This window comes from Providencia sp. (assembly GCF_040396775.1).
Classification (GTDB): domain Bacteria; phylum Pseudomonadota; class Gammaproteobacteria; order Enterobacterales; family Enterobacteriaceae; genus Providencia.
The window spans coordinates 394,423-417,419 of sequence record NZ_JBEBNT010000003.1; the positions used below are offsets into that span (position 1 = coordinate 394,423).

A 22,997-nucleotide genomic window follows, 5' to 3' on the forward strand; every position below is an offset into this window, starting at 1 on the left:
CTTAATGTTTTTTAGAGAGAATTTTTTTCTGTAAAATGACCGTCATTTAATTGACTAATTTCAATTAAATTATTCTTTAATAATAAAAACTCATTTTCATTATTAACCACGGATAAAACTTCCCCACGGTCTAAACCACTTATTGATGGGAATAATGACTCAAGCTGATTTCGCGATTTTAAACTTAAACTTTTTAATGTGATTGTTCCATCATTTAATGCTTGTAATATAGTACAGGCATCATATGCTTGTGTTTGTATTTTAGTGGGTAAGTCACCATTAAATATATTGTCCCATTCTTGGCGGCTTGTTACATTATCACCATTAAAGTATTGATTAACCTTTGGTGAAATAAGTGGGTCATTTGCTGCAATAATTAACTTATGATGATTCAACGCCCCATTTTCATCAGTAAAATAGCCTTTAAGATATGGATGATTTTCTAAATTGATATCTTTAATGTCAATATCTTTTAACACTAATTTTTCCAGTAGTGAAATGAGTTGCTGACTGGAGTGACCTGTGAGTGTAGTTGTAGGAATGTCACTACTCACCACTGCGGGGTTATTTGGAGCTTCGTAGGTAAATTTAGATTTAACTTCACAGTTAATACCTTGTAATTTAAGCTCATTAGATAAACTACTAAGAAATATTTTATGCTCACCCGCTTCCGTTATCATTGCTGGTCCAACAGAGTGAAACAGGATATTTTCAGGACTTATCAGCGGGTATTGTTTTTTGAGTGTCGATAACTCAATAGATAATGCATTTGTGGACTTTCGTACTGTTTCTGCATCGCCAATCATCACCCAATTGGTTATTTTTTGTTTTTCCACTAAAGACATTAAATGTTCTTTACCATATTCCAAAATATGTTTTTTACTGTCTACATCCATCTGAAAAATTAACGTATTTTGAGGATTCCTAGCGGCTAAACTCTCTGCTTGTAATAAACCTTTTTTATCCCCCATTAGCCTAATAATAATAATTAATTCTTCTGAATGCTTAATTTTATTTGCTAATGCCTTTTTTTGAATATTCTGTCTGTTAACCATCTTCCAAATGGGAATATCTGTAATGCCGAGTTTATTTAATCGCGCAGAGAAAGTAGTATAAAATTCATTAGGCAGAATACTGTTATGGTTTTTAAGTTCCTGAACAAATAATTTATAAATATCATTATTATAAGCCACTTTTTTAAGTAAATCATTATCAAGAGTACGCGTATCAGGATCCCTAAACATATACATAGGGTCGGGCTCAATATAATCATTTAACTGAGTGAGTGACAGCTCACCACGGCGAAGCTCATTAATAAAATATAATGTACTAGAGTTATTATTGATCCTGACCTGCCCACTCTCTGAGTGGTATTGATAGATAAATTTGTAACCTTGGGTGTTTATCGTATCGTTTGAAAAATCAATCGGATAGATAAGCTTAGAGCCTAAATATATATTTCCGACTTGCCGATTATAAGCGATGACAGGGGCGTGTATATTATTCTCAGCGAGTAAACCAGTCGCTTTTAGTGCAAAGTTTTCATTAATACCTCCTCGACCTAAATTACACCCTAGCATGACGAGTTTATCCGGCATTGTATTTTTTAAAACTTTTCTGCGTAAATACATTAATGCTTCTACATATTGCTGTGCATTTTTTTCCATATAAAGAGTTGGCAGATTATTACCATAATAATGCCCATGACTAATCGTTATCCAACGTACTTTTCCTACATTAATTCTATTTAAGTCGCCATGCAAAATTTTATATTGCTTCGAGCCCATATCATACTGAATAACCATTGAGTCTTCAGGGTGTTTAGAAAATGCATAAGCGGTTGCTTTAGCTGACTCGTTATCGCCACCATTTTGTATAATAACATTATAAGTATATTCAGTCGGCTTTACCTGTCTATTAGTTTCCGCATCATTAGCTTTATTTTGACGGTATATTAACATCGGATCTAACCAAGTATCTAGATTCTCCATCTTTGGAGAAGGGCTTTCTGGCAATCGGCTATTTTTATGCTCTTCCTGCATATTTAAATAAATATCATCAAAGTTTGTATCTAACTGAACAGCTAGTTTTTCCGTGCTTGGCTCATTATTACTGATACTTTTCTTTCTTATTATTTCACCTTTCCCTTCAATAAAACTGACTGATAATTTACGTTTAGGATCGAAATATTGACCATTATCTCCTTCACTCCATTTTTTATTTAATGGAGCTCTATAGCCTTGATTTATTAATAACTGTTGAAAGTTAGAAAGATCTTCAACGTTATTAACAATGATTGCACCTTGGGGGGTCATATGAAAATAAGTATCAATGGATTCCGTCGTACCTGTGAGGGCACTTTTCCCTTTTAGTCGCTCTGGTAATAAAAAGGTAATGGGAAAATTTTCGTTCATTATACTCGCAGGGTTAGCATCATCTGCACCATGGTGGATCAGCTCCATTCCCTCCGCTAAACCAAGTTTTTTATTTAACTTATTTTTTATTTCTTTAATTTTTTTATTTGTAATTCCATTATCTTTTCCTTCCTTCCTATTATATTCTACTTCATTATTATATAATTTTTTTTGTTCTGAATTTAGTTCATCATAATTTACGTTAGCCTTCCAATCTTCCCATGCCAACATCGGTGTTACTTTTACATAATGCTCTAAATCTGACATCGGAAAAATAATACTGAAAATATCATAATCTGCAGTCATTGCTTTTCCTGTTTTAGGATCACCAATAACATAAAATGGTTCTATTTTATTATTTTCCTGATGATATACATTCCATTTACCCCCACCATCTTTAATATTTTTTTTTAAGAAAAACAATTTTTCAGTACCATCAAAAGATGCTGTTATCTCTTTATATCCATCTTGTTTTGTTGTATCAGAAAAATAGATCGTATTATATCGTATAAGTTCCTCAACTCTTTCTTGAGAAATTTCTAATATAACAGTAATAGCTTTACCTTCATTAATAGACTCTTGAGAGTAACTGTTGTATTTTTTGCTATTCTCTCTCTCAGATTTTTTCGCAAACTGCTGTTGTACAGGAATAAACCCAGAATGTGGTCCCCAGTCTGAACTTTTCGCTTTTATCGCTAACCCTTTACTGCTGTATTCTCCAGTTCCTATAATACTTGTTGATTTAGGATCAATAGGCCGAATGCCAATAACAATATTTTCCTCATTGGCAACTTGAGCAATTAATTTTTGATGTTTTTCTGAAATACCAGAAACAGGCATATCATTATCTTTTTTTAAAGGTATAAGATGTAGGTTAATACTTTCATAGTCTTTGCTATTCCCTTCAGAATTATTTTCTTGCATCGATGATGTAGAACCTATATTTACTTTATCCATATATATCCCTATATAAATAAAAAATTAATATTAAAATCAGAATAAAATCAATTTAAAATATCAAATATTAAAAATATAGCTAGATTCAAAGGATATAATTAGGACATAGTTTTAAATTATTCTCTCTACATGTAAAATAACCCCTAAGAAGGGGTTATTGAATGGTGCTATGAATAATTAATTTCAGTAAACTATTCATCTTGTAAGAAAGGATTAGTTTTACGCTCAAAACCTAAGTTTGACATCGGGCCATGACCAGGGATGAACTGATAATCATCCCCTAGTGGTAGCACTTTATTTTTAATAGAAGCGATTAAATCTTGGTGATTACCCCGTGGAAAATCACTACGCCCTACACCACCTTTAAATAACACATCACCCATTGAAATCAGTTTATCATCATGATTAACAAAAATAATATGACCAGGCGTATGCCCAGGGCAATGCAACACATCAAAAGAAATTTCGCCGCAGGTCACTTTGTCCCCTTCTTCAAGCCAGTAATCAGGGGTGAAATCAGGACATTCTCCGATGTAGAACATGGCATTTTGTTCAGCCAGGTTTTCAATCCAGAAAGCATCTTCTTTCTGAGGGCCATAAATGGGCACGGAAAAATGTTTGGAAAGTGTAGCTGATGCGCCGATATGGTCAGAATGACCGTGGGTAAGCAGAATTTTTGTCAGAGTTAATCCACGGCTTTCGATAGCGGAAATCAATTTTTCTGCTTCACCACCGGGATCAACCACAACTGCGTCTAACGTATTTTCATCCCAAATAACCTGACAGTTTTGCATAAACGGCGTTACTGGGATAATAGTATATTTCATCGAACAATTACTCCGTAATCTGTGTCACCTATGCACAGATTACCACGTTCTTGTCGGTCCTGTATCAATATGAATGAAATTGCTTCTCGGATAATAACCAACACCACCCGCACCCATTTTTAATGCAGCTTTACGAACATTGCTTAATTGCAAACCTTCGATATGAAAATCCATCGCTTGTCCACGTGTGTGATAGCTTTTTTTCGCCACACCTGAACTTTTACTGCGCAATTTATTATTGGTTTCTAAAGAACGGTAACCTGAGATTAATTGGACAGGTTTATTCGTCCCCATCATCATTTGCAACAAATAAATTTGATCGAACAATTTTGGATCAATCGTTTTGACTTTGTCACAACGATAATCACGAAAAAGATGATTCAAACGGGCAAGTTCAGATTTATTGTAACGGCGACCGTCAAAAAATTCTGTTTTTAAAAACTCGCCAGTATTAATATTTTGAAAACGTAAAATACGAGGACGTGGTGTCGTCATAGCGGCAAAGACATGACTTGGTAACAAACTGAGGCCCATTGTTGCAGCGCCAATTCCCAGCCATTTTCTGCGGGTTTGATCAATAATATCCATAGGTGATAACTCAGACTCTAATAATTTAAATAAATATTCAATGAATTTCAGACAACCTATTGAGTCTAGCAAATCATAGTCAGTTTTAATGTATAATTATGTAAAGATATGCATACTTTAAGGCAAATTTATTGCAATATTCGTCAAAAATAGAGTCATATCACTAAATTATGCGCCTTAACATTATTATTACGTTAAATCTGCTGTAATGTATTTGAAATCGCCACGACATCAATAATTCAATTTAAATAATAATCGCAAGTTATGATTTAACAATGGAATTGTTTGGAATTAAACAGAATTGGCAAGAAAAGAAAAAAATAGAGGAGTTTCCCCCCCTATTATCTTCATTTGTTATCGAGATATTACAGCATAATTTTTTTCAGTAATGGCAAATACTTATCCGCATTATCAATACCATTATCATATTGATAGATATCCGCACGGTATTGCGGTTGCTGGTCTTTATCCACCCACGCTGTTTGGTAATACAGATAGACAGGAATTCGGTCAGGGATATTAACGTAACGTGTTGACCCCTCTTTCAAAGCACCATCAATACGTTTTTGCTCCCAACCCGCATCACCAAGTAAAATACTGGCAAGCTCACTTGCTTTATTTACACGCACACAGCCTGAGCTTATCGCACGTGCATTACGGTTAAATAAGCTGTGGTTTGGTGTATCGTGCAAATAAATCGCATCAGAACTTGGCATATTGAATTTATAGCGCCCTAATGAATTTGTTGGGCCCGGTGCCTGCCTTATACGATAGGGGAAGTTTGCAGGGGTGATATTATCCCAATCGATTGAGTAAGGATTTATTTCATAGGAATCCGCACCCCAACCAGAATAAACCGTATATCCTTTACGACTAAAGTAACTTGGATCTTGTTTTCCTCTTGGCGCGATATCTTTACGTGCCATACTTGTCGGCACGCTCCAAGGTGGGTTGATAACCACGTTATTTAATGCGCTACTCATAATGGGTGTTTTGCGATCTGCACGCCCAACAATCACTTTAGAATCAAGGATGACTTCATCATTAAGATAGAAATCTAATGAATAACCTGGAATATTAACTAAAATTCCAGTGCCATTACTCGCAGGAATAATACGCAAGCGTTGAATATTCAACGCCATCAAGCCTGCTTTTTGTGTGGGCTTCATGTTTAGCCAAACTCGAGTCCCTTTTCCAATCACACCATCAGCTTCTAAGCCATACTGTAATTGAAATTTTTTAACGGCATCGACCAGTTCTTGATCATAAACTTTAGAGGCTGCGCTGGCGGGCTTTGCTAGTTCGACTGCTACAACCTCAGTCGGTTGTTCGCTTGCTTGCTCAGCAACTTGCGCTAACGTTTCTGGTGTTTCAGTCTCAACAACGTCTTCAGTGACGCTCTCACCTAACAAACCTTCACGTTGTAAAATTTTACGTAACACAAGTACATCATCACTGGACTGGCCTGGTTTTAACGTTTTCGTGCCTGTGATTTCTAATTCATCTTCAGGTAATGCCAGCAATTTCAGCATTTCTTTACGCATTGGCTGGTACATTGGGTGATTAGGTGCTTGCGCTTTAATCCACTCTGTTAGACGCTGTGTTTCAATTGCATCTAACCATGGTTTCATTTGAGCCGCTGTCGGTGCAATGATTTTATATGGGCGGTTTGTATATAACCAATATTGCCCACTCGCTTCAATTGAGGACAAATATTGGAGATACCCAAGCATTGCATCAGACAATATAACATCACGCCCTAGCTCGCTAAGTTGATTATTTTCCAACATAGACAGCCATTCGCTGAATTGCGGTTGCACACCAGAAAGTGAAAGTTCAGCTATTTGCTGTTGGAATTGGCTAATTGCCGTTTCATCTTGCCATAGCAATTTCATCTGCTTATCGGCATATAACTTAGCGAGTTGTGTAGCAAAAACAGGTTTCACATCTGCTGGAAGTGATGCCGTAATTTTTGCCATACTCTGTGTTGGTGTAACCGTTATGGTCTCTTTAACTTCAACAACTTGCGGTTGCTGAGCTTCGGTTACACTTTGCTGCGTATTTTCATCATTGGAAAATGCAGGGAATTGGAATGCCATTAACCCACAGATTACTGAGACTTGCAGAGCTTTCACTCTTCTCTTTGCCATACATCCACCTTAAGTTACTACATGGATAACAATAGTTTTTATTATAGTTGCAATTTGATTGTATTTTATTTTAACAATAATGTTATAGGAATAGACTAATTTTAGTGATTTTGAATGTTCAATCATCTGAAAATAATTAAAAGCCAAACAAGTATTTGAGAAATAGAATTATTCCCATTTTAACATTTTAGCGTATTTAACTCATTAAACTCCGCATTAAACATAGTTGAATTTTATTTTAAATAAAAGCATTTACCTGCTCTTATTTTGCTCACCAATAACCTTACGAACAATAATGAAATGAGATTTAAAAAATAAGTTTGAGTCGCGCTGGTTTATTCAAATTCATTAAATAACACTAGTCCCATAGATAAGTATTTATCAATATAAAAATGCCGATATCTATTACTAAATATCGGCATTTAATTAAATCACATTCGCTATTATTGCTGCAATGGCGCTTCAGCTACTGGGCTATCTTGCCCGAAGCCTTTCAGACCAACTACATGTACGTGCTCATTATTACCAAACACTTTACGAACCAATTTATAGGTAGTTCCCTTTTCAGGGCTGATATTTTCAGGTGCCGCAATAATTAACTGCATTTCTAACCTATCACACAGTTCAAAGAGCGTGGCAATCGATTTGGCATCCAATCGAGCAGCCTCATCCAAGAACAGCAAGCGACAAGGAATAATATCTTTCGCACGTAAACGGCGTGACTCTTCTTCCCAGCTTTGCACAACCATCACTAAGATAGACATCCCCGTACCAATCGCTTCACCGGTTGATAACGCGCCACTTTCTGCTTTTAACCAACCATCTGAGCCTCGATTAACCTCTACATCTAACTCCAAGTAGTTACGGTAATCTAACAGCTCTTCCCCAATAGTTTGTGGTAAACGCTGCCCAACATCTACTTGTGGATTCAGACGTTGATACAGTTTCGCCATCGCTTCAGAAAAGGTTAAACGCTGGCTAGTGAACAAGTCTTGGTGCATTTCACTTTCTTCGGATAACACGCTCAGTAACAGTGCATGACTTTCACGAATATTAACGTTTAGACGTACCCCTTTAACCTGACCAAACGCCACCGCTTGTAACCCTTGGTTCAGCATACGAATACGGTTTTGCTCACGTTGGATCGTTTTGCGGATAATATTCGCCACACTTTTCGAGCTAATAGCCAGTTTTTGCTCACGTGCAGTTAATTCTTCCGTTAAACGCGCAAGCTCAATTTCCATTTGCTCAATCGCATCAATTGGGTCATCGGTACGAATGATATCTTGGCGAATACGCTCACGCAGGTGCTGATAAACAGCAATAAAGAATTGAATTTTACGCTCAGGGTGTTTTGGATCTTCCGATAAACGTAAAACATCACGTAAATGTTCGTTATCTGAAACAGCTAAACGCAACGCCCCCAGCGCCTTATCCGACATCGAACGCAGACTGTCACCATCCGTATACGCAAGTTCACGGCGATGTAAGCGGCGTTCAACACCGTTATCTTTCACCAAGCGCATCACCGCGCACCAACCTGCTTTTGCCGAAACCACTTGTTCACGAAGCTGGAAGTAGTCTTTTTCAAGTTTGCGCAGGCGTTTTTGTAAGTTATCCATTTCAGCCTCACATAACGTCAGCTGTTTTTCTAACTGGTTAATACGACTGCGGTTTTCCATTACTCGTTGATGCAGCTCATCACGACGAATACGTGCACGTTCTTGCGCATCAGGGTCGGCTTTCACACCGATTTCCTGCATCTCGACTTCTAACTCTTTCAGCATTTCTTGCTTCGTTTCAAAAGAGCTGCGTAATGAAGCAAAAACTTGGTGATATTGGGCTGACTGAGCTTGATGTTGACGTAGCTGCTCGCGAGCTCGCGTACGTTCTGTTTCCGCTTGCTCTAAACGTTGGCGTAATTTTTCGTTTAGGTCGGCATTTTCATTGACCATGCCCGTCGAATCACTGTAACTAAAGTGAGCACGGCGTTGAACAACTTCAACCACCGCAAAGGCTTGCTGTTTCGCATTTTGTTGAGCATGTTTTGCGGTATCATAATCTTTGCGCAATTGGTCGTGTTGTTCAGGATCGCTGAGTAGTACCGTCACAATTGGCTCTAATTTTTCTAACGCATGGCCATGTTTATTCAGGAAATGTGCCGCTTCTTCTGCTTCAATCAGCTCTTCACTTATTTCTTCTGCTCTATCCGCCAAGGTTTCATCGAGCAGTAACCCCATTTGAGGTAAAAGGCGATTTAAAGAAGCTAAGCTTTCTTTTCCTTGAGCAAATTGTTGGCGTTGCTGTGAAGTTTGTTCTTCGAATTGGCTTAAAGCGCGCTCTAGCTCAGTACGTTTTTGATTTAATGTTCGAATTTCAGCTTCTGGGTCATCTTCAAATGCCACGGAAATATGCTGGCCAATAAAACGGCTGAATGCTTGGTGTGCACGCTGAATTTTTTGCACATCAAAAGAAAGTGTCGCATAACGTTCTGCGAGCTCATCACGCTCTGCGGTGAGCGACTCTAAATGGCTTTCACGTGCCGCCCGACCAAACAGTGGCAATTCAGGGTAACGCGAATAGCGCCATTGGCGCTCAGATGAACGCACTAATACGGCATTTTCAAACTCTTGCGCATCAAAAACGCTATCGTCGAAAGAGGATGGGTCCCCCTCGATAAAATACACATCATCAGGGCAATCTTGTAGTGAATCCAGCTGGCTACGAACCGCATCAAGGTCTTGCACCACGATACCGTGACGAGCAGGGCCGTACAGCGCAGAGAAATAAGCAGCATCTTCTATGGTAATATCATCATAGATTTCAGACAGTAAAACACCATTGAAACGCTCTGCGAGTGCCAGCATGCGGCTATCTTCAGCCCCACTTGGCTGGCTTAAACGCTCGATTTGTTTTTCAAGGTCACGGCGCTGGGCTGCAACTTCATCACGCTCAACAGTAATTTCACGCTCTTGCTCCAGCAATTGCTGCATAAACTCAGTAACTGCGGTGCTGGAATCAAATGTTTCGCTAGATTGTTCGTTCAGTTGTGTTAATGCTTCTTGAGCAACAATCCATGCAGGGGCCTTCGCTGAAAGTTGCGCAATACGCTGGCGAATTTGTTCTAGCTCTTGGCGCATTTGCATGCGTCTTTCACCACTTTCATTGACGCCAATACTTAATTCTTCTTGCTGAGCTTCAAGCTCTACCATTAACGCATCAAGCTCATCAGGCTCATAGCTTTGACCTTGGCGCTTACAAAACTCTGCAAGTAACCTTTCTGCATTTTGCTGGCTGCTTAAACGCTGTTGTAATTCAGAAAGTTGCATACGTAAAGGTTGAACACGCTCAGCCAAATGCTGCTGGGATGACCAATCGCGCAATAACGCTCGCGCTTGTTGATAGGCATCGCTGCGGCTAACCTCACCCACCATGTTCTTAACGAGTTGATAGGCTTGCTCAAATTGGCTATGTGCAGCATCTGCCACACTCATTTTTTGCTCAAGTGCCAATAAAGCTTCGGTAGCTTGCTGTTCGCGGGCCTCAAACGTGTCTAACCATTCATCTGCATTATCAATGGTTAATTCAGGTAATTGACACAATTCACGTGCACGGTTCAGCGCATGCAACGCTTGTTGGTATTGAATCGCACGGGTTTGCTGTACATCCAGTGCTTGCTGGTAATCGGCAAGCTGATTTTTTAATTCATCAACTTCAATCTCTGCCGCTTCAGCACGTGCTTCAAATTCTTCTTGTGATTCTGTCGCTTCTGCAACAACTTCACTTTGTTCTTCAAGGCGATATGTTAATTCTTCAATATCGGCTTGATAACGATCGATTTTCTCTTGTTGGCGCAGTGCTGCTTGCACTAAGTTTAAATGGTCACTCGCCGCTTGGTAGTCCGCTTCTAATTCTGTTGACGAACCATTTTGTTCATTTAATTCACGCGCCATTTCAACACTGCGAACTTGCTCAACACGGAGTTGCTTACGGCTTGCATAGAGTTCATTACGCGCTGCCAATGCCGCATCAAGGTGAATACGTCGCTCATTTGAGTGGCGCATATAATCCGCAGAAACGTAGTCTGTGGCTTGGCTAATCAAATGCTTAAATAGGTCGCGGTCTGATTGCGTAACACGAATCGCTTCAAGGGTTAAACGGTTTTCTCGTAATGCCGCTTCCATATCTTGGAAAGCTTTACGAACCCCGCTGTTTTCCGGCAGTAAATAGTCACGTAATGAGCGCGTGATTGCACTTGAAATCCCACCATATAGCGACGCTTCAATAAGACGGTAGTATTTACTGCGATCTCCTGCTGAACGCAGACGTTTAGGCAATACGCCTAATTCAAACAGAATCGAGTGGTAATCCGTAATCGAGTTAAACTGCTTGAATAAGACACCCTCTTGCTCTTCAAGCCTTTCTTTTAACTCATTTAATGGAATAACTTTAGCCTGACGACCGTCAATCACTTCCGTTAAAATTTCAGTCGGTACAGTAGCAAGTGGCACACCTTGCACCATAAATGGCTTAATATCGACTTTTTTATCACGCCCAGCCACTTGTTGTAAGCGTACCCCCACCATGACGCGCTGGTGTTTTGAGTTCAGCACATCCAAAATGGCATAACAGACGCCAGGGCGTAATTTCCCGTGTAAACCTTTATCACGGGAACCTGATGTCGCTCCCGCTTCTGTGGTATTACGAAAATGCAGCAAAGTTAAATCAGGGATCATGGCAGTGATAAACGCCGCCATGGTAGTAGATTTCCCCGCACCATTCCCCCCTGAGAGGGTGGTTACCAACTCATCAAGGTCAAAAGTACGAGCAAAAAAACCGTTCCAGTTAACCAGCGTCAGTGAGCGAAATTTTCCGCGTTCAATCATTATTCTTCATCCTCATCACTTTCTGCTGGGTCTTGGCTATCTTCGACTTCGTCTTCATCACTGTCTTTGAGTGATAATTCACCGTCTAGGGAAATCGCTTCACCATCACGGATCATACGTAATTGCGCATCCTGCGGGTTATCACCGCTACGCACATCCGCACCAAAACGGAAAACCGATTCGCTAATAATGAATTTACTCGAATCATTTTGCAGAAAATGCACCATCCCTAAACGGCGTAAACGGTTTAGTGAGGTTCTTAGTTTTTCCTGCAATTTTTGTTTATCAAGGTCAGACCCTGTCGAGCGTTGATTAACAAATTTCAATAATTTGCTTTCATCCGCCAGCGATAACAGCTCCTCAAATAACTCTTGTGAGGTAAAAATACCTTGGTTACTTAAGCGCTCTGGGCTCAAATAGAGGTAACACAGGATTTTCCCCACCATCATATCCAGCTCAGACAACACAGAGCGTGGGATTAATGTGGTTGAGCGAGGACGCAGATAGAAAAAGCCTTCAGGTGCACGAATTAACTCAACGTTATAACGTGCATAAAATTGCTCTAATGCTTCCTGAAAATCCATCAAAAATGCGTGGTTATCAAGGTCATCAATGCTAATGTGACGACCTGAACGCAATTGGCTGTCTAGCTCTGGAAAAATCGGGTTAGCTAATGCTTGAGCCAGCTTAACTGGCATAAATTGTTCAATATTTGTCGATGACATGTGCCTGTACCTTGGCTCCGTGATCATTAATAGCTTGCCATTCTGCCGGTAACCCCGCCAAATCAGCCTCTGCGATACCTAATCTTACAGCTTGATCGATAATAATTCGCGCCACATCAAAATGACGTTTTTGTGGATACTGCTGCAAGTAATCATGTAATACACGACCAACATCTAATGGGCGCTGCTCTATTTTGTAGAATGCGAGCTCTGCTTCCATTAGTTCTGCAAGCCTATCATTTAATTCGCTAAATTCTTCAAACTCGAGCTCTGGCGGTAACTCACCTGTGACTTCTTCATCATGCAAGGCAAGCTCTTCATCTCTCATATCAAATAACCGCTCAGCATTGGTGTAAGTGAGTGCCCAAGGGCTGTCGAGATAATGTTGAACTGACTGGCGTAACCGCTGAGAAAATATGCGATTTTTATCCATATCAATCGCGGTACGGATAAATTTATGTACATGGCGGTCATAGCCAATCCAAAGATCAATGGATTGCTGCCCCCAACTCACAATACGGTCTAATTTGTTTTGTAAATCAAAAACTAACCTATCTACCATATCTGAAAACACAGGTGCATTCATGTTTGCTTCTTGGATACGTAATAAGTTGGCTTGCAGTTTATCCCCTGCGGCCTCTAACGTATCTTGCAATTCCCTAAGTGTTCCAGAGGTTTCTGACAGTAATTGCTCACAGTTGGCAATCGCCGCTTGCCAATCTTGGTTTAGCAGTGCTGCAATATCTTCTTTTACGGAATTTTGCTGCTCATCCATAATTCGCTGGGATAAATCAATACTATCAAAGATTTCAGCGACAGAATATTTTAGCGGGGCAAAAACATAACGGTGCCAATAAAACTCATCACCACCATCTTCGGCTGCTTCTGCCGCACGTTGCAATTCCCCTGCAACGATAGAAAGTTGCATCGAAAGTCGCAATGTTGAAAACTCACGCTGGCGAATATAATAATCACTAATGCCTATGCCTAATGGGGTCAAACGATAGATTGCATTACCTTCGACAATATCACTCGCAAAGCGGTTAAATATTTTCTGGCGTACCATATCATTGATGGCATTATTTGCGCGTACCGCCAGTGATTCTGTGGTTTGTTCAAACCCTTTACAAACCTCACGAAAGGCATCGACCAATTCCACTTCGCTCATTTCACCATTTACCCGCTCGCTGTTCAGTACAGCAACGGCCAGTAAAAACGCTAAACGTTCAGCGGGAAGTGAAATTGCAAAATCATTTTTTCGTGCCCAAGACACGAGCTCAGGGACGGTCTGGGAAAAATCACTCATAAATCGTCCTTTTGTATTTGTTTGCGTGCCATGACATGAATGTAACGCCCCATGCTGATATACGGTTCTTCACGGCAATATTGTTGTTCAAGCGCCAACAACGCAGGGAAATCTTTTTGCTGTAACTGCCGACTTTGCAAATAATCATGGAAAACTCGAACACCGCTTTTCCCTAAGATATCCATCTTACACTCTGCTAACCACTCATCAACTTGCTGAGGAAATAACGGTTTTTGCGGTGATAACGAACGTTTACGACGACGTTGGATATGCGGTGTTGCCAGATGAAAATTACCTAAAACTGCATTACGCATGACCAAGCCATTTGCATTATAGAACATGACAGAAAATACGCCTTCTGGTCTGATTATATCTGCCAGCTGTTCAATTGCATATTTTTGATCGCTAATCCACTCCAAAACCGCGTGAAAAAGAACAAGGTCAACAGGTTCATCAACATGTTGTGCGATATCTTGTACTGCACAATGGACAAACTGCATGCTACCAATAATTCCCTCTTCTTCAGCTAACTCACGAGCGCGCTCCAACATCTCTTCGGATAAATCGCAAAGTGTGATTTGATGGCCTAATGCAGCTAATTTGCGCGAAAAATGGCCTTCTCCGCCACCTGCATCAAGGATCCGTAACGTTTTTCCCTTAAACTGGGTCTCTAATAATTGAGTTAAGTCTTGCCAAACCACCGCTTCGCGTATCTTTCCTTTGGTCGTTCCATAGATATTTTTTGCAAATTTATCGACAATATCATCAAAGTTGCGGTCTGCCATGTGCTATCCAGTTGCCTATCATTCGTCATTTACAGCATATTTATGGGTCAATTTGTCGTAAAAACACTCAAAACTCATCAGTTTCATCCAGATCTTGATGAAAATTTATCTAATCATGAATATTATCACTGAGTATTGTGCTTATCACACAAGATGTTGGCGACAATTGAAACGTAAATTATAACAGATAATGGCTATATTTTTGCATAGTAGTTTATTTTGCTCAGCGGATTTCATTTTGGCATTATTAACGTTAATTTTCGTTGTCTTATGTAGCAAATTTGCCAAACTCATACCGAACATTGGCAGTGGTTAGTCCCCTAAATATAGGCTTGATTATGTTATTTTTCTTAAAGAAGTACATTGGCTCACTTTTAATGCCATTGCCACTATTGCTCATTATTGGTGCTATCGGGCTGCTTTTGCTGTGGTTTACTCGCTGGCAAAAATGGGGAAAAAGCTTAACAACCGTGAGTTTAGTGCTCATCGCACTACTTGGATTACAACCCGTTTCAGACAGCTTGCTCGCCCCTATTGAGGGCAATTTTAATAAACGCTATGAGTTAATCACAGAAAACCCACCACAAGATATTAAATACATCGTGGTCTTAGGTGGCGGCTTTACCTATAACCCTGACTGGAGCCCAAGCGCTAATTTATTAAGTAACAGTCTACCAAGAGTCACTGAAGGCGTGCGTTTATACCTTAAACACTCTGGGAGTAAGCTGATATTTACAGGCGGAAAAGCCAGCAGCACGATAAGCAGTGCTGAGGTTGCAGCCAAAGTTGCACAGTCATTGGGTGTTCCTGAATCAGATACTATCCCACTCACTGAGCCCAAAGATACGCAAGAAGAGGCTTACGAAGTTGAGAAAATTATTGGAAAAACACCATTTTTACTTGTGACATCGGCTAATCATCTACCAAGAGCCATTACAATGTTTACTGACAGAGGTATGCAGCCTTATCCAGCCCCTGCAAATCAATTAGCCATTAGCAGCGGTATTAATCCATGGGAAAAATATATTCCTTCTGCCTATTACTTCAGCCATAGTGAGCGTGCTTGGTACGAATTTATTGGCACGATTTGGTGGCATATAAAACCTGATAATAGCCAAGCCTTAGAAGAACCACTCAGCACACCTGAATTAGTCGTTTCCGAATAAAAACAAAAAGGCGTAACTCATTAAGGTTACGCCTTTTTTATCGCATCATGCCATTGGTAAAAACAAATAAATTTCTATGATAAAAATTGTTTTCTCACCAATTCTAGGTCTTCGGGTGTATCAACACCTGCACCTGGTGTCACTTTAGCAACATCCACATGGATTTTTTCACCATACCAAAGCACTCTGAGTTGCTCAAGCATTTCGATTTTCTCTAGCGGGCTCGCTTCCCAGTGGATATAACGGCGAATAAAGCCTGCGCGATAGGCATAGATACCAATGTGGCGTAAGAAAAAATCATCAATTGAATCATGACTTTTCGCAAAGTTGTCCCTATCCCACGGAATTGTTGCACGGGAAAAATACAGTGCATACCCGTCATGATCCGTGACCACTTTCACTGCATTTGGGTTGAACGCTTCATGTGCATCATGAATTGGAACAGCCAGAGTGCCCATATTCGCTTTACTGCCTTGAAGGTTATGAGCAACTTGACTAATAATTTCAGGCGGAATTAAAGGCTCATCACCCTGCACATTCACAATGATTTCATCATCAGAGAAACCGTATGTATCAATAACCTCAGCCAATCTTTCCGTACCCGATTGGTGATCAGGGTTAGTCATACACGCTTCGCCACCCGCTGTAATAACTGCATTCGCCACATCTTGGTGGTCTGTTGCGACAATCACTCGGTTCGCACCAGATTTAATGGCTTGCTCCATCACTCGAACAACCATCGGCTTACCATGGATATCAGCCAGCGGCTTGCCGGGTAAGCGGGTTGAAGCATAACGAGCAGGAATAATAACCGTAAACATGGCGATTATTGTCCTTCATCTAATGAGACTTGGCGCGCTTCATTTTCGAGTAAAACGGGGATGCCATCACGAATGGGATAGGCTAAATGGTCAAACTTACAGATAAGTTCGAGGTGTTCTTTGTTATAACTTAATTTGCCATGGCAAACAGGGCAAGCAATGATTTCAAGTAAACGGTGATCCATGTTTTCTCCCGAATGGATTTAACTCACTTGGAGTCAGGATATCACATGCAGATATCACCGTTAACTTTAATCTTTCTGATTAAGATCTCCTGCGAAGATGAGAGGATGAAAGCAGGAGAAATTGTGCTGTTTTTATTTAGTAAGCAATAACGTCAGCAGCCGTTATGCCATTAGAACTACGTGTTAAGCAAAACTCGACGTTTTGACCTTCGAATAATGATTTGATTTTTTTATTAGCAATTGATTTCGTTGTCACAAATACATCATCTCCACCATTGGATGGCGAAATAAAACCGTAACCTTCTTTTGCGTCAAACCATTTAACTCGACCCATATGTAATTGAAAATTCATGTTAAAACTCCTTTTGTTCTAAGAACAATACCTTTTTATTTTTGTATCATTACCCTTTCTTGCTTCCCATTTATAAATTGCCGATCTATTAATACATTAAAGAGTAATCAAACTTTTACCAATTTATGCACTAAAATTATTGTGCATCTTTTATAACGCCCGTAAATGTAGGTTTCAGACACCACGCATCTACTGTGAAGTTAACAGTCTATTTTGACATTATGATGACAAAACTAAGTAACAACGATTTAACAGCGTTGATGTGCGAGGATATGAAGACTAACTAAAGAACGGAGCGTGAAATTAAGCTAGTATAAAATCCAATTATTACTGTATTGCATCTAGATACATAATAATTAGACCTATATCACAGTGGCGATATTATTATCATAGTGAAGTGTTAGTGGCAAGTATTTTTGTTATTTGTGATAAGTTTTTTTATTTCACTTAGGATTTTTTGCTCACCATTGGATGCTAATTGCGCTTTTACAGGTAAAAACCACCAATTGAGCTGCGCAAATGAGCGGCATTTAACGGCATCTTTTTCAGTCATCAGCAAGTTTTGCGCTGGCTTAACAAGCGCAGAAAGTTGCTGTTGTTCATAATCTTGGTGATCAACAAAAGCGTGGGTATTCACCAACGCTACTCCTTTATTTTCTAAAGAGGCAAAAAAACGAGGCGGATGCCCGATACCAGCCATTGCAACCACAGAGTCGAGCTGAGTAACAGGCTGGTTTTCTGAAGTTACAATATTAACTGCGGTGTCACCTTCAAGGGTCATTAACACTTCGTTCCCCTCTGGCTGACCACCATTAACAATCAAGGCATTCACGCTATTTAAACGGCCCGCTCGCTCTCTCATGGGGCCTGCTGGTAACCACCATCCATTGCCAAAACGACGTTGTCCATCAATCACCACGATTTCATAATCACGTTGCAACGCGTAATGCTGCAAGCCATCATCAGTGATGATCACATCCAATTCATGCACTGCTAATAATGCTTTGATTGCATCACTGCGCTTAGGGGCTACTGCAACAGGGGTTTTAGTACGGTGGTAAATTAGAACAGGTTCATCTCCAGCTGCTGCTGCTGGTGTATTTTCATCGAGAACAAGTGGGTAACTCTCCGCTTTTCCACCATAACCGCGGGACACTACTCCCACGCGATAGCCTTCCTTTACCAGCGACTCAACCAGCCAGATAACCACTGGCGTTTTGCCATTACCTCCAGCTGTGAGGTTCCCCACCACAACCACAGGTATTGGCGCTTTCCAAGAGCGACTTAGCCCGACTTTATAAGCGGCATAGCGTATTATCGTTATCAATCCATAAAGAAAAGATAGCGGTAACAGTAAGATATATAACCACGACTTGCCGGACCAAATACGCTCTATCATTGTTTAAATTGAATACTGTGTAATTGAGAATAAGCCCCATTTTGCGCTAGCAACGCTGTATGCGTACCGCGTTCAATGATACGACCATCTTGTACAACTAAAATTTCATCTGCATTCTCAATTGTTGATAACCGGTGTGCTATCACCAATGATGTTCTATTCTTCTGTAGTTCATCCAGTGCAGCTTGAATTGCACGTTCAGACTCGGTATCAAGTGCTGATGTCGCTTCATCAAGGATCAAAATTGGTGCATCACGTAGCAAAGCACGCGCAATTGCAATACGCTGACGTTGCCCACCTGAAAGCATGACCCCATTTTCACCTATTACAGTATCTAACCCTTTATCAAGCTTAGCGATAAAGTCCATGGCATAGGCCATTTCAGCCGCTTTTTCAATTTGCTCACGGCTATAGCTCCCATCGGTTGCATAAGCAATATTATTCGCTATCGTATCGTTGAAAAGGTAAACATGCTGTGATACCAGTGCAACTTGGCTACGCAATGAGGCAAGCGTGTAATCACGAATATCATGACCATCAATTTGGATTGAACCTTTATCAATGTCATAAAAGCGCGTGATTAGGTTGGCAATTGTTGATTTACCAGAACCTGAGCGCCCAACTAATGCAACTGATTTCCCTGCTGGTAAGGTAAAAGAAACATCATCTAATGCAGGATGCTCTTTTGTCGCATAGGTAAAAGTGACATTCTCAAATTTGATATCACCTTTAACATCCTTGAGAACTTTAGTCCCATCATCTTTTTCTTGCTCAGAATCTAAGATAGCAAATAACGTTTGACAAGCCGCCATGCCACGTTGGAATTGTGCGTTGACATTCGTTAACGATTTTAATGGGCGCATTAACGCAAACATAGATGAAAAGACAACTGCAATAGTACCAGAGGTAAGTTCATCGCGAATATCAGGAAAACTTGCCGCATACAAAACGAATGCAAGAGCAAATGAGGCAATCAATTGTACGATTGGGTCTGAAATTGCCGATGCGGTTACCATTTTCATATTTTGGCGACGCATATTGTTACTGACTTTATAAAAACGCTCAGTTTCAACTTTTTGACCACCAAAGATTAAAACCTCTTTGTGCCCTTTAAGCATTTGTTCCGCACTCGCGGTTACATGCCCCATACCTGTTTGCATGTTTTTGCTGATTTTGCGAAAACGCTTAGAAACAATACGGATAGTAATAGAAACAACAGGAGCGATAACAATCAAAATAAGAGACAGTTGCCAGCTATAATAAAACATCATCGTAAATAAGCCGATGATGTAAGCGCTTTCACGAATGATTGTAATTAAAGCACCTGAAGATGAAGACGCTACTTGTTCTGAATCATAAGTAATTCGAGATAAAAGCGTTCCTGTGGATTGCTGATCGAAAAAGCTCACCGGCATGCCCATCATATGACCAAAAAGCTTGCGGCGCATATTCATCACCACTTTACCTGCAACCCAAGAAACACAGTACGTTGAGACAAAGCTAGAACCACCACGAACAACCATTAAACCTAATACAGCAAGTGGCAGCCATTTTAACACGTCGTTATCGGCTTTATCGAACCCTTCATCTAATAAAGGTTTTAATAAAGAAATCATAAACGCATCGCCAGCAGCGTTTATAATAAGAGCTATTGCTGCAACAATTAAGCCCGCTTTAAAAGGCGCAATAATCGGCCACAAGCGGCGAAAAGTTTGTTTTGTCGAAAGGTCTTTATCATTCATACTTTTAATTACCAGACTTAATGTAAGCGCACTATTCTACTCGGGAAATAGCGGTAAGCCAAACCACAGATGATACCAACGTGGGGAAATTTCATCGCGATAGCTCTGAATACTGACATTTTCTTTTTTAAACCATAATGTTAACTGCCCTTTCTCAGCGGTATTTAACCACTGAATATTATTTTTTTTGTACCTTTGATAGACCTTTTCCGATGGAATTTTCCACGCACTGTACCTTGCAGACGAAAGCAAAACCATTGATGGTTGAGCATTTCTTAACAATAGATTTGTCGATGAGGTTTGACTTCCATGGTGCGGTGCAAACAAAATAGAAGAACGGAGGCTTTGTTTATAAGTTTCAACTAATTTTGCTTCTCCCTTCTTTTCTATATCTCCAGTCAATAAAATTTTGTGGTGTCCATCTGTAAACTGTATAACACACGAATCATTATTATGGGAAACAGCTGACAATTTTTCTGGCCACAAAACTTCAAACGTCAACTTTCCCCATAGCCATCTTTGCCCTTTAACACAGGGCAAATGCATCACTTGCTTGATTTTGCTTCTTTTTTGTTTAGTTTTACTAAGATAAGTTCCAAAACTACTTCGCACATTTAGCCATGGATATTGTTTTAATAGATCAGATACACCACCAGTGTGATCTAAATGATTATGACTTAAAATAATCCCCATCGGTGTTATTTCTTTATGCTTTAAAAAAGGAATAATTTGCCTTTTAGCATTACTGTGCCCTTTCCAAGAGTTCCCCGTGTCATATAGATAAGCTAAATTATTTTGTTCAATAATAACGGCTAAACCATGCCCAATATCGAGTAATGTCATACTCCAGTCATGCTCTGGCTTTTTATCATTGCCCCGCTCTATAAAAATCAAAGCAACAATGCAGCCAATCAGGGAAAGATACATTTTATACCACCTAAATAGGTATATTAGAGCCACAGACCAGCAGATGAATAATAGATAATAGGGTATATTCAGAAGATCCATCCAATAACGGCTAAAAAAGGATAACGGAAGTAATCCAAAATCAATGACGCTATCTATAAAACCAAAAATTAAATTTTGTAATGTTATATTTGGTACTAAAAAAATAGCCAATATTGCGGGTACTACCCCCCAAGAGATCAATGGAACAAACCACAAATTAGCAAATATGCTCATGAAGTTAATACCATTAAATACGATGATTTGCATTGGTATCAATAAAATCAGCAACCCAATCTGTAGATGAACTAATCCAATGACTTTACCGATAATTTTCTTTTGAGTTAGGCGTGTTGATAATGGAAAAACAGTCAGCCAATACAAAATTGCTAAGACAGCAAAACTCGATAACCAGAAGCTATCTGATAAAATAGTAAGTGGATCAAACAGTAAAATGCCTGCGATACTCCATAGTGCCCACTGCCAAGAAAAGTATAATGATGATTTGTTTCTAATATAAACCCATAAAAACAATGAAAATAGTGCTCGAGTTGCTGGAATCGCAAACCCAGAAATCCATGCATACAATAATGCTAATGTTAAACCTAATGCAGTTGGAATAATTTGGTTCATAAAACAAACAGGAAGTACATACTGTGCCCCCCTGGCTATAATAAGCCCTAAACAATAAGCTAACCCAATATGTAAGCCAGAGATCGCCATTAAGTGGGTTAACCCCGTTTGCTGCAATAAGCGCGAGTGTTTTTCAGACAATAATATTCTTTCTCCAAACATTAACCCATATATAATCCCAACATTTCTCAAAGTGCTCATTGGCGCCATAAAATAATTGATTATTTTTTGCCTTGTCGAGCATTCAGAGTTCAATACTGTATTCTGCTTACTTTTTAATGTGCCTATAATCCGTTGTGATAATTGGTGCCGCTGCTGGTTGAAACTACCTTCATTCAAAGAATTATGTAAGGGCTTTAGCTTACTATTAATTCGCCATGATTGACCCGAACATAGAGTTTCTTTGCTTTTCCATATTGCATACAACGGGGGAAATATTTCTTTATTATTAACTTTATCGATTCTAATTTTAATTTTTTTCTCTTTATCTTCAGCGAGTAACCTGATGACAGTTATGTCCAAATACTGGTGCTTTACTGATAACGAGTAAATATTATTATTTATATTATTTCCATGCCAATTTCCCCATAGAAAAAAAGTCATTACCAATAAAATAAATTTAAGATTTTTATTTACAAAAAACATGAATAATAAAAAAATTGAAACGAGTAAAATAATAACTGAGTCATCAAAATTTAAAAGATTAGGCATAAATAACAAGGGTAATATTCCACCGATAATTGCGAATGAAACCAATGTTAAGGAAATTTTCTGATCTTTATATTTCCACACTCTATTTTTGTTTTGAAAAATTCTCATTTTAAACTTTATTTCTTATTTGTTTTTAAATTTCGAGTCTAATCTACCCCCTATTCGATTAACTTTTAATTCATAAATATAACGTTATAAATCGCTTCCCAAAAAATCTTATAAAAAGTATTAATTACAAAATTTTTGCGAAGCGCTTCGCAACAATACGTAGTTAAATTCTATTTTGGTTTTCATGGGTCTGTTTTAGTTTATTTTAAATATAACGTCGGTGCTGGTGTTGGTGCTGGTGTTGGTGTTGGTGTTGGTGTTGGTGTTGGTGTTGGTGTTGGTGTTGGTGTTGGTGTT

Annotated in this window: 15 protein-coding genes; 1 reads left to right on the forward strand and 14 read right to left on the reverse strand. The window is 39.4% G+C overall.

All coding sequences use genetic code 11. From position 1 onward, the window contains the following. Positions 1–11: 11 nt before the first annotated feature. The 8 genes from ABWP91_RS06390 to cmoM form a co-directional block, all read right to left on the reverse strand. Complete coding sequence (locus ABWP91_RS06390; RefSeq protein ID WP_353242550.1) at positions 12–3,371, reverse strand: anthrax toxin-like adenylyl cyclase domain-containing protein; 3,360 nt, start codon at positions 3,369–3,371, stop codon at positions 12–14. 191 nt (positions 3,372–3,562) lie between these two features. Continuing rightward, entirely contained in the window at positions 3,563–4,198 is a 636-nt protein-coding gene (locus ABWP91_RS06395; RefSeq protein WP_353242551.1) for an MBL fold metallo-hydrolase, read from the reverse strand. Positions 4,199–4,237: 39 nt separating this feature from the next. Next, positions 4,238–4,786 (reverse strand): peptidoglycan L,D-endopeptidase MepK, encoded by a 549-nt coding sequence (gene mepK / locus ABWP91_RS06400; RefSeq protein WP_353242552.1) that lies wholly within the window; start codon positions 4,784–4,786, stop codon positions 4,238–4,240. Between the two features lie 365 nt (positions 4,787–5,151). After that, positions 5,152–6,936: a L,D-transpeptidase gene (gene ldtD / locus ABWP91_RS06405; protein WP_353242553.1), complete on the reverse strand. Its 1,785-nt coding sequence runs from the start codon at positions 6,934–6,936 to the stop codon at positions 5,152–5,154. Between the two features lie 443 nt (positions 6,937–7,379). Next, complete coding sequence (gene mukB, locus ABWP91_RS06410) at positions 7,380–11,822, reverse strand: chromosome partition protein MukB (RefSeq protein ID WP_353242554.1); 4,443 nt, start codon at positions 11,820–11,822, stop codon at positions 7,380–7,382. Further along, positions 11,822–12,547 carry a chromosome partition protein MukE gene (gene mukE, locus ABWP91_RS06415; RefSeq protein WP_353242555.1) on the reverse strand — a complete coding sequence of 242 codons (726 nt, stop codon included), beginning with the start codon at positions 12,545–12,547 and terminating at the stop codon, positions 11,822–11,824. The genes mukB and mukE overlap by 1 nt, the downstream gene beginning before the upstream one ends. Then, positions 12,528–13,853 carry a chromosome partition protein MukF gene (gene mukF / locus ABWP91_RS06420; protein WP_353242556.1) on the reverse strand — a complete coding sequence of 442 codons (1,326 nt, stop codon included), beginning with the start codon at positions 13,851–13,853 and terminating at the stop codon, positions 12,528–12,530. Before mukF ends, mukE begins: the two co-directional genes overlap by 20 nt. Beyond that, complete coding sequence (cmoM, locus tag ABWP91_RS06425) at positions 13,850–14,638, reverse strand: tRNA uridine 5-oxyacetic acid(34) methyltransferase CmoM (protein WP_353242557.1); 789 nt, start codon at positions 14,636–14,638, stop codon at positions 13,850–13,852. The genes mukF and cmoM overlap by 4 nt, the downstream gene beginning before the upstream one ends. 338 nt (positions 14,639–14,976) lie before the next feature. Between cmoM and elyC the strand changes: the two genes are divergently transcribed. Further along, positions 14,977–15,804, forward strand: coding sequence for an envelope biogenesis factor ElyC (gene elyC, locus ABWP91_RS06430; RefSeq protein ID WP_353242558.1), 828 nt, complete (start codon positions 14,977–14,979; stop codon positions 15,802–15,804). Between the two features lie 74 nt (positions 15,805–15,878). Here the strand turns inward: elyC and kdsB are convergent, their stop codons facing one another. The 6 genes from kdsB to ABWP91_RS06460 form a co-directional block, all read right to left on the reverse strand. After that, on the reverse strand, positions 15,879–16,625 hold the full coding sequence (kdsB, locus tag ABWP91_RS06435; protein WP_353242559.1) for a 3-deoxy-manno-octulosonate cytidylyltransferase: 747 nt from the start codon (positions 16,623–16,625) through the stop codon (positions 15,879–15,881). A gap of 5 nt (positions 16,626–16,630) precedes the next feature. Next, positions 16,631–16,810, reverse strand: coding sequence for a Trm112 family protein (locus ABWP91_RS06440; protein WP_206086646.1), 180 nt, complete (start codon positions 16,808–16,810; stop codon positions 16,631–16,633). 136 nt (positions 16,811–16,946) lie between these two features. Then, positions 16,947–17,162, reverse strand: a complete 216-nt coding sequence (locus ABWP91_RS06445) for a cold-shock protein (RefSeq protein WP_353242560.1) — start codon at positions 17,160–17,162, stop codon at positions 16,947–16,949. Between the two features lie 400 nt (positions 17,163–17,562). Next, entirely contained in the window at positions 17,563–18,561 is a 999-nt protein-coding gene (lpxK, locus tag ABWP91_RS06450) for a tetraacyldisaccharide 4'-kinase (RefSeq protein ID WP_353242561.1), read from the reverse strand. Continuing rightward, complete coding sequence (gene msbA / locus ABWP91_RS06455) at positions 18,558–20,303, reverse strand: lipid A ABC transporter ATP-binding protein/permease MsbA (RefSeq protein WP_353242562.1); 1,746 nt, start codon at positions 20,301–20,303, stop codon at positions 18,558–18,560. The genes lpxK and msbA overlap by 4 nt, the downstream gene beginning before the upstream one ends. A gap of 36 nt (positions 20,304–20,339) precedes the next feature. Beyond that, entirely contained in the window at positions 20,340–22,700 is a 2,361-nt protein-coding gene (locus ABWP91_RS06460) for a DNA internalization-related competence protein ComEC/Rec2 (protein ID WP_353242563.1), read from the reverse strand. Positions 22,701–22,997 lie beyond the last annotated feature (297 nt).

Excerpts from the sequence above, each read along its gene's own strand:
- ABWP91_RS06390 (WP_353242550.1), bottom strand. The coding sequence starts at position 3,371 with ATGGATAAAGTAAATATAGGTTCTACATCATCGATGCAAGAAAATAAT.
- ABWP91_RS06395 (WP_353242551.1), bottom strand. The coding sequence starts at position 4,198 with ATGAAATATACTATTATCCCAGTAACGCCGTTTATGCAAAACTGTCAG.
- mepK (WP_353242552.1), bottom strand. The coding sequence starts at position 4,786 with ATGGATATTATTGATCAAACCCGCAGAAAATGGCTGGGAATTGGCGCT.
- ldtD (WP_353242553.1), bottom strand. The coding sequence starts at position 6,936 with ATGGCAAAGAGAAGAGTGAAAGCTCTGCAAGTCTCAGTAATCTGTGGG.
- mukB (WP_353242554.1), bottom strand. The coding sequence starts at position 11,822 with ATGATTGAACGCGGAAAATTTCGCTCACTGACGCTGGTTAACTGGAAC.
- mukE (WP_353242555.1), bottom strand. The coding sequence starts at position 12,547 with ATGTCATCGACAAATATTGAACAATTTATGCCAGTTAAGCTGGCTCAA.
- mukF (WP_353242556.1), bottom strand. The coding sequence starts at position 13,853 with ATGAGTGATTTTTCCCAGACCGTCCCTGAGCTCGTGTCTTGGGCACGA.
- cmoM (WP_353242557.1), bottom strand. The coding sequence starts at position 14,638 with ATGGCAGACCGCAACTTTGATGATATTGTCGATAAATTTGCAAAAAAT.
- elyC (WP_353242558.1), top strand. The coding sequence starts at position 14,977 with ATGTTATTTTTCTTAAAGAAGTACATTGGCTCACTTTTAATGCCATTG.
- kdsB (WP_353242559.1), bottom strand. The coding sequence starts at position 16,625 with ATGTTTACGGTTATTATTCCTGCTCGTTATGCTTCAACCCGCTTACCC.
- ABWP91_RS06440 (WP_206086646.1), bottom strand. The coding sequence starts at position 16,810 with ATGGATCACCGTTTACTTGAAATCATTGCTTGCCCTGTTTGCCATGGC.
- ABWP91_RS06445 (WP_353242560.1), bottom strand. The coding sequence starts at position 17,162 with ATGAATTTTCAATTACATATGGGTCGAGTTAAATGGTTTGACGCAAAA.
- lpxK (WP_353242561.1), bottom strand. The coding sequence starts at position 18,561 with ATGATAGAGCGTATTTGGTCCGGCAAGTCGTGGTTATATATCTTACTG.
- msbA (WP_353242562.1), bottom strand. The coding sequence starts at position 20,303 with ATGAATGATAAAGACCTTTCGACAAAACAAACTTTTCGCCGCTTGTGG.
- ABWP91_RS06460 (WP_353242563.1), bottom strand. The coding sequence starts at position 22,700 with ATGAGAATTTTTCAAAACAAAAATAGAGTGTGGAAATATAAAGATCAG.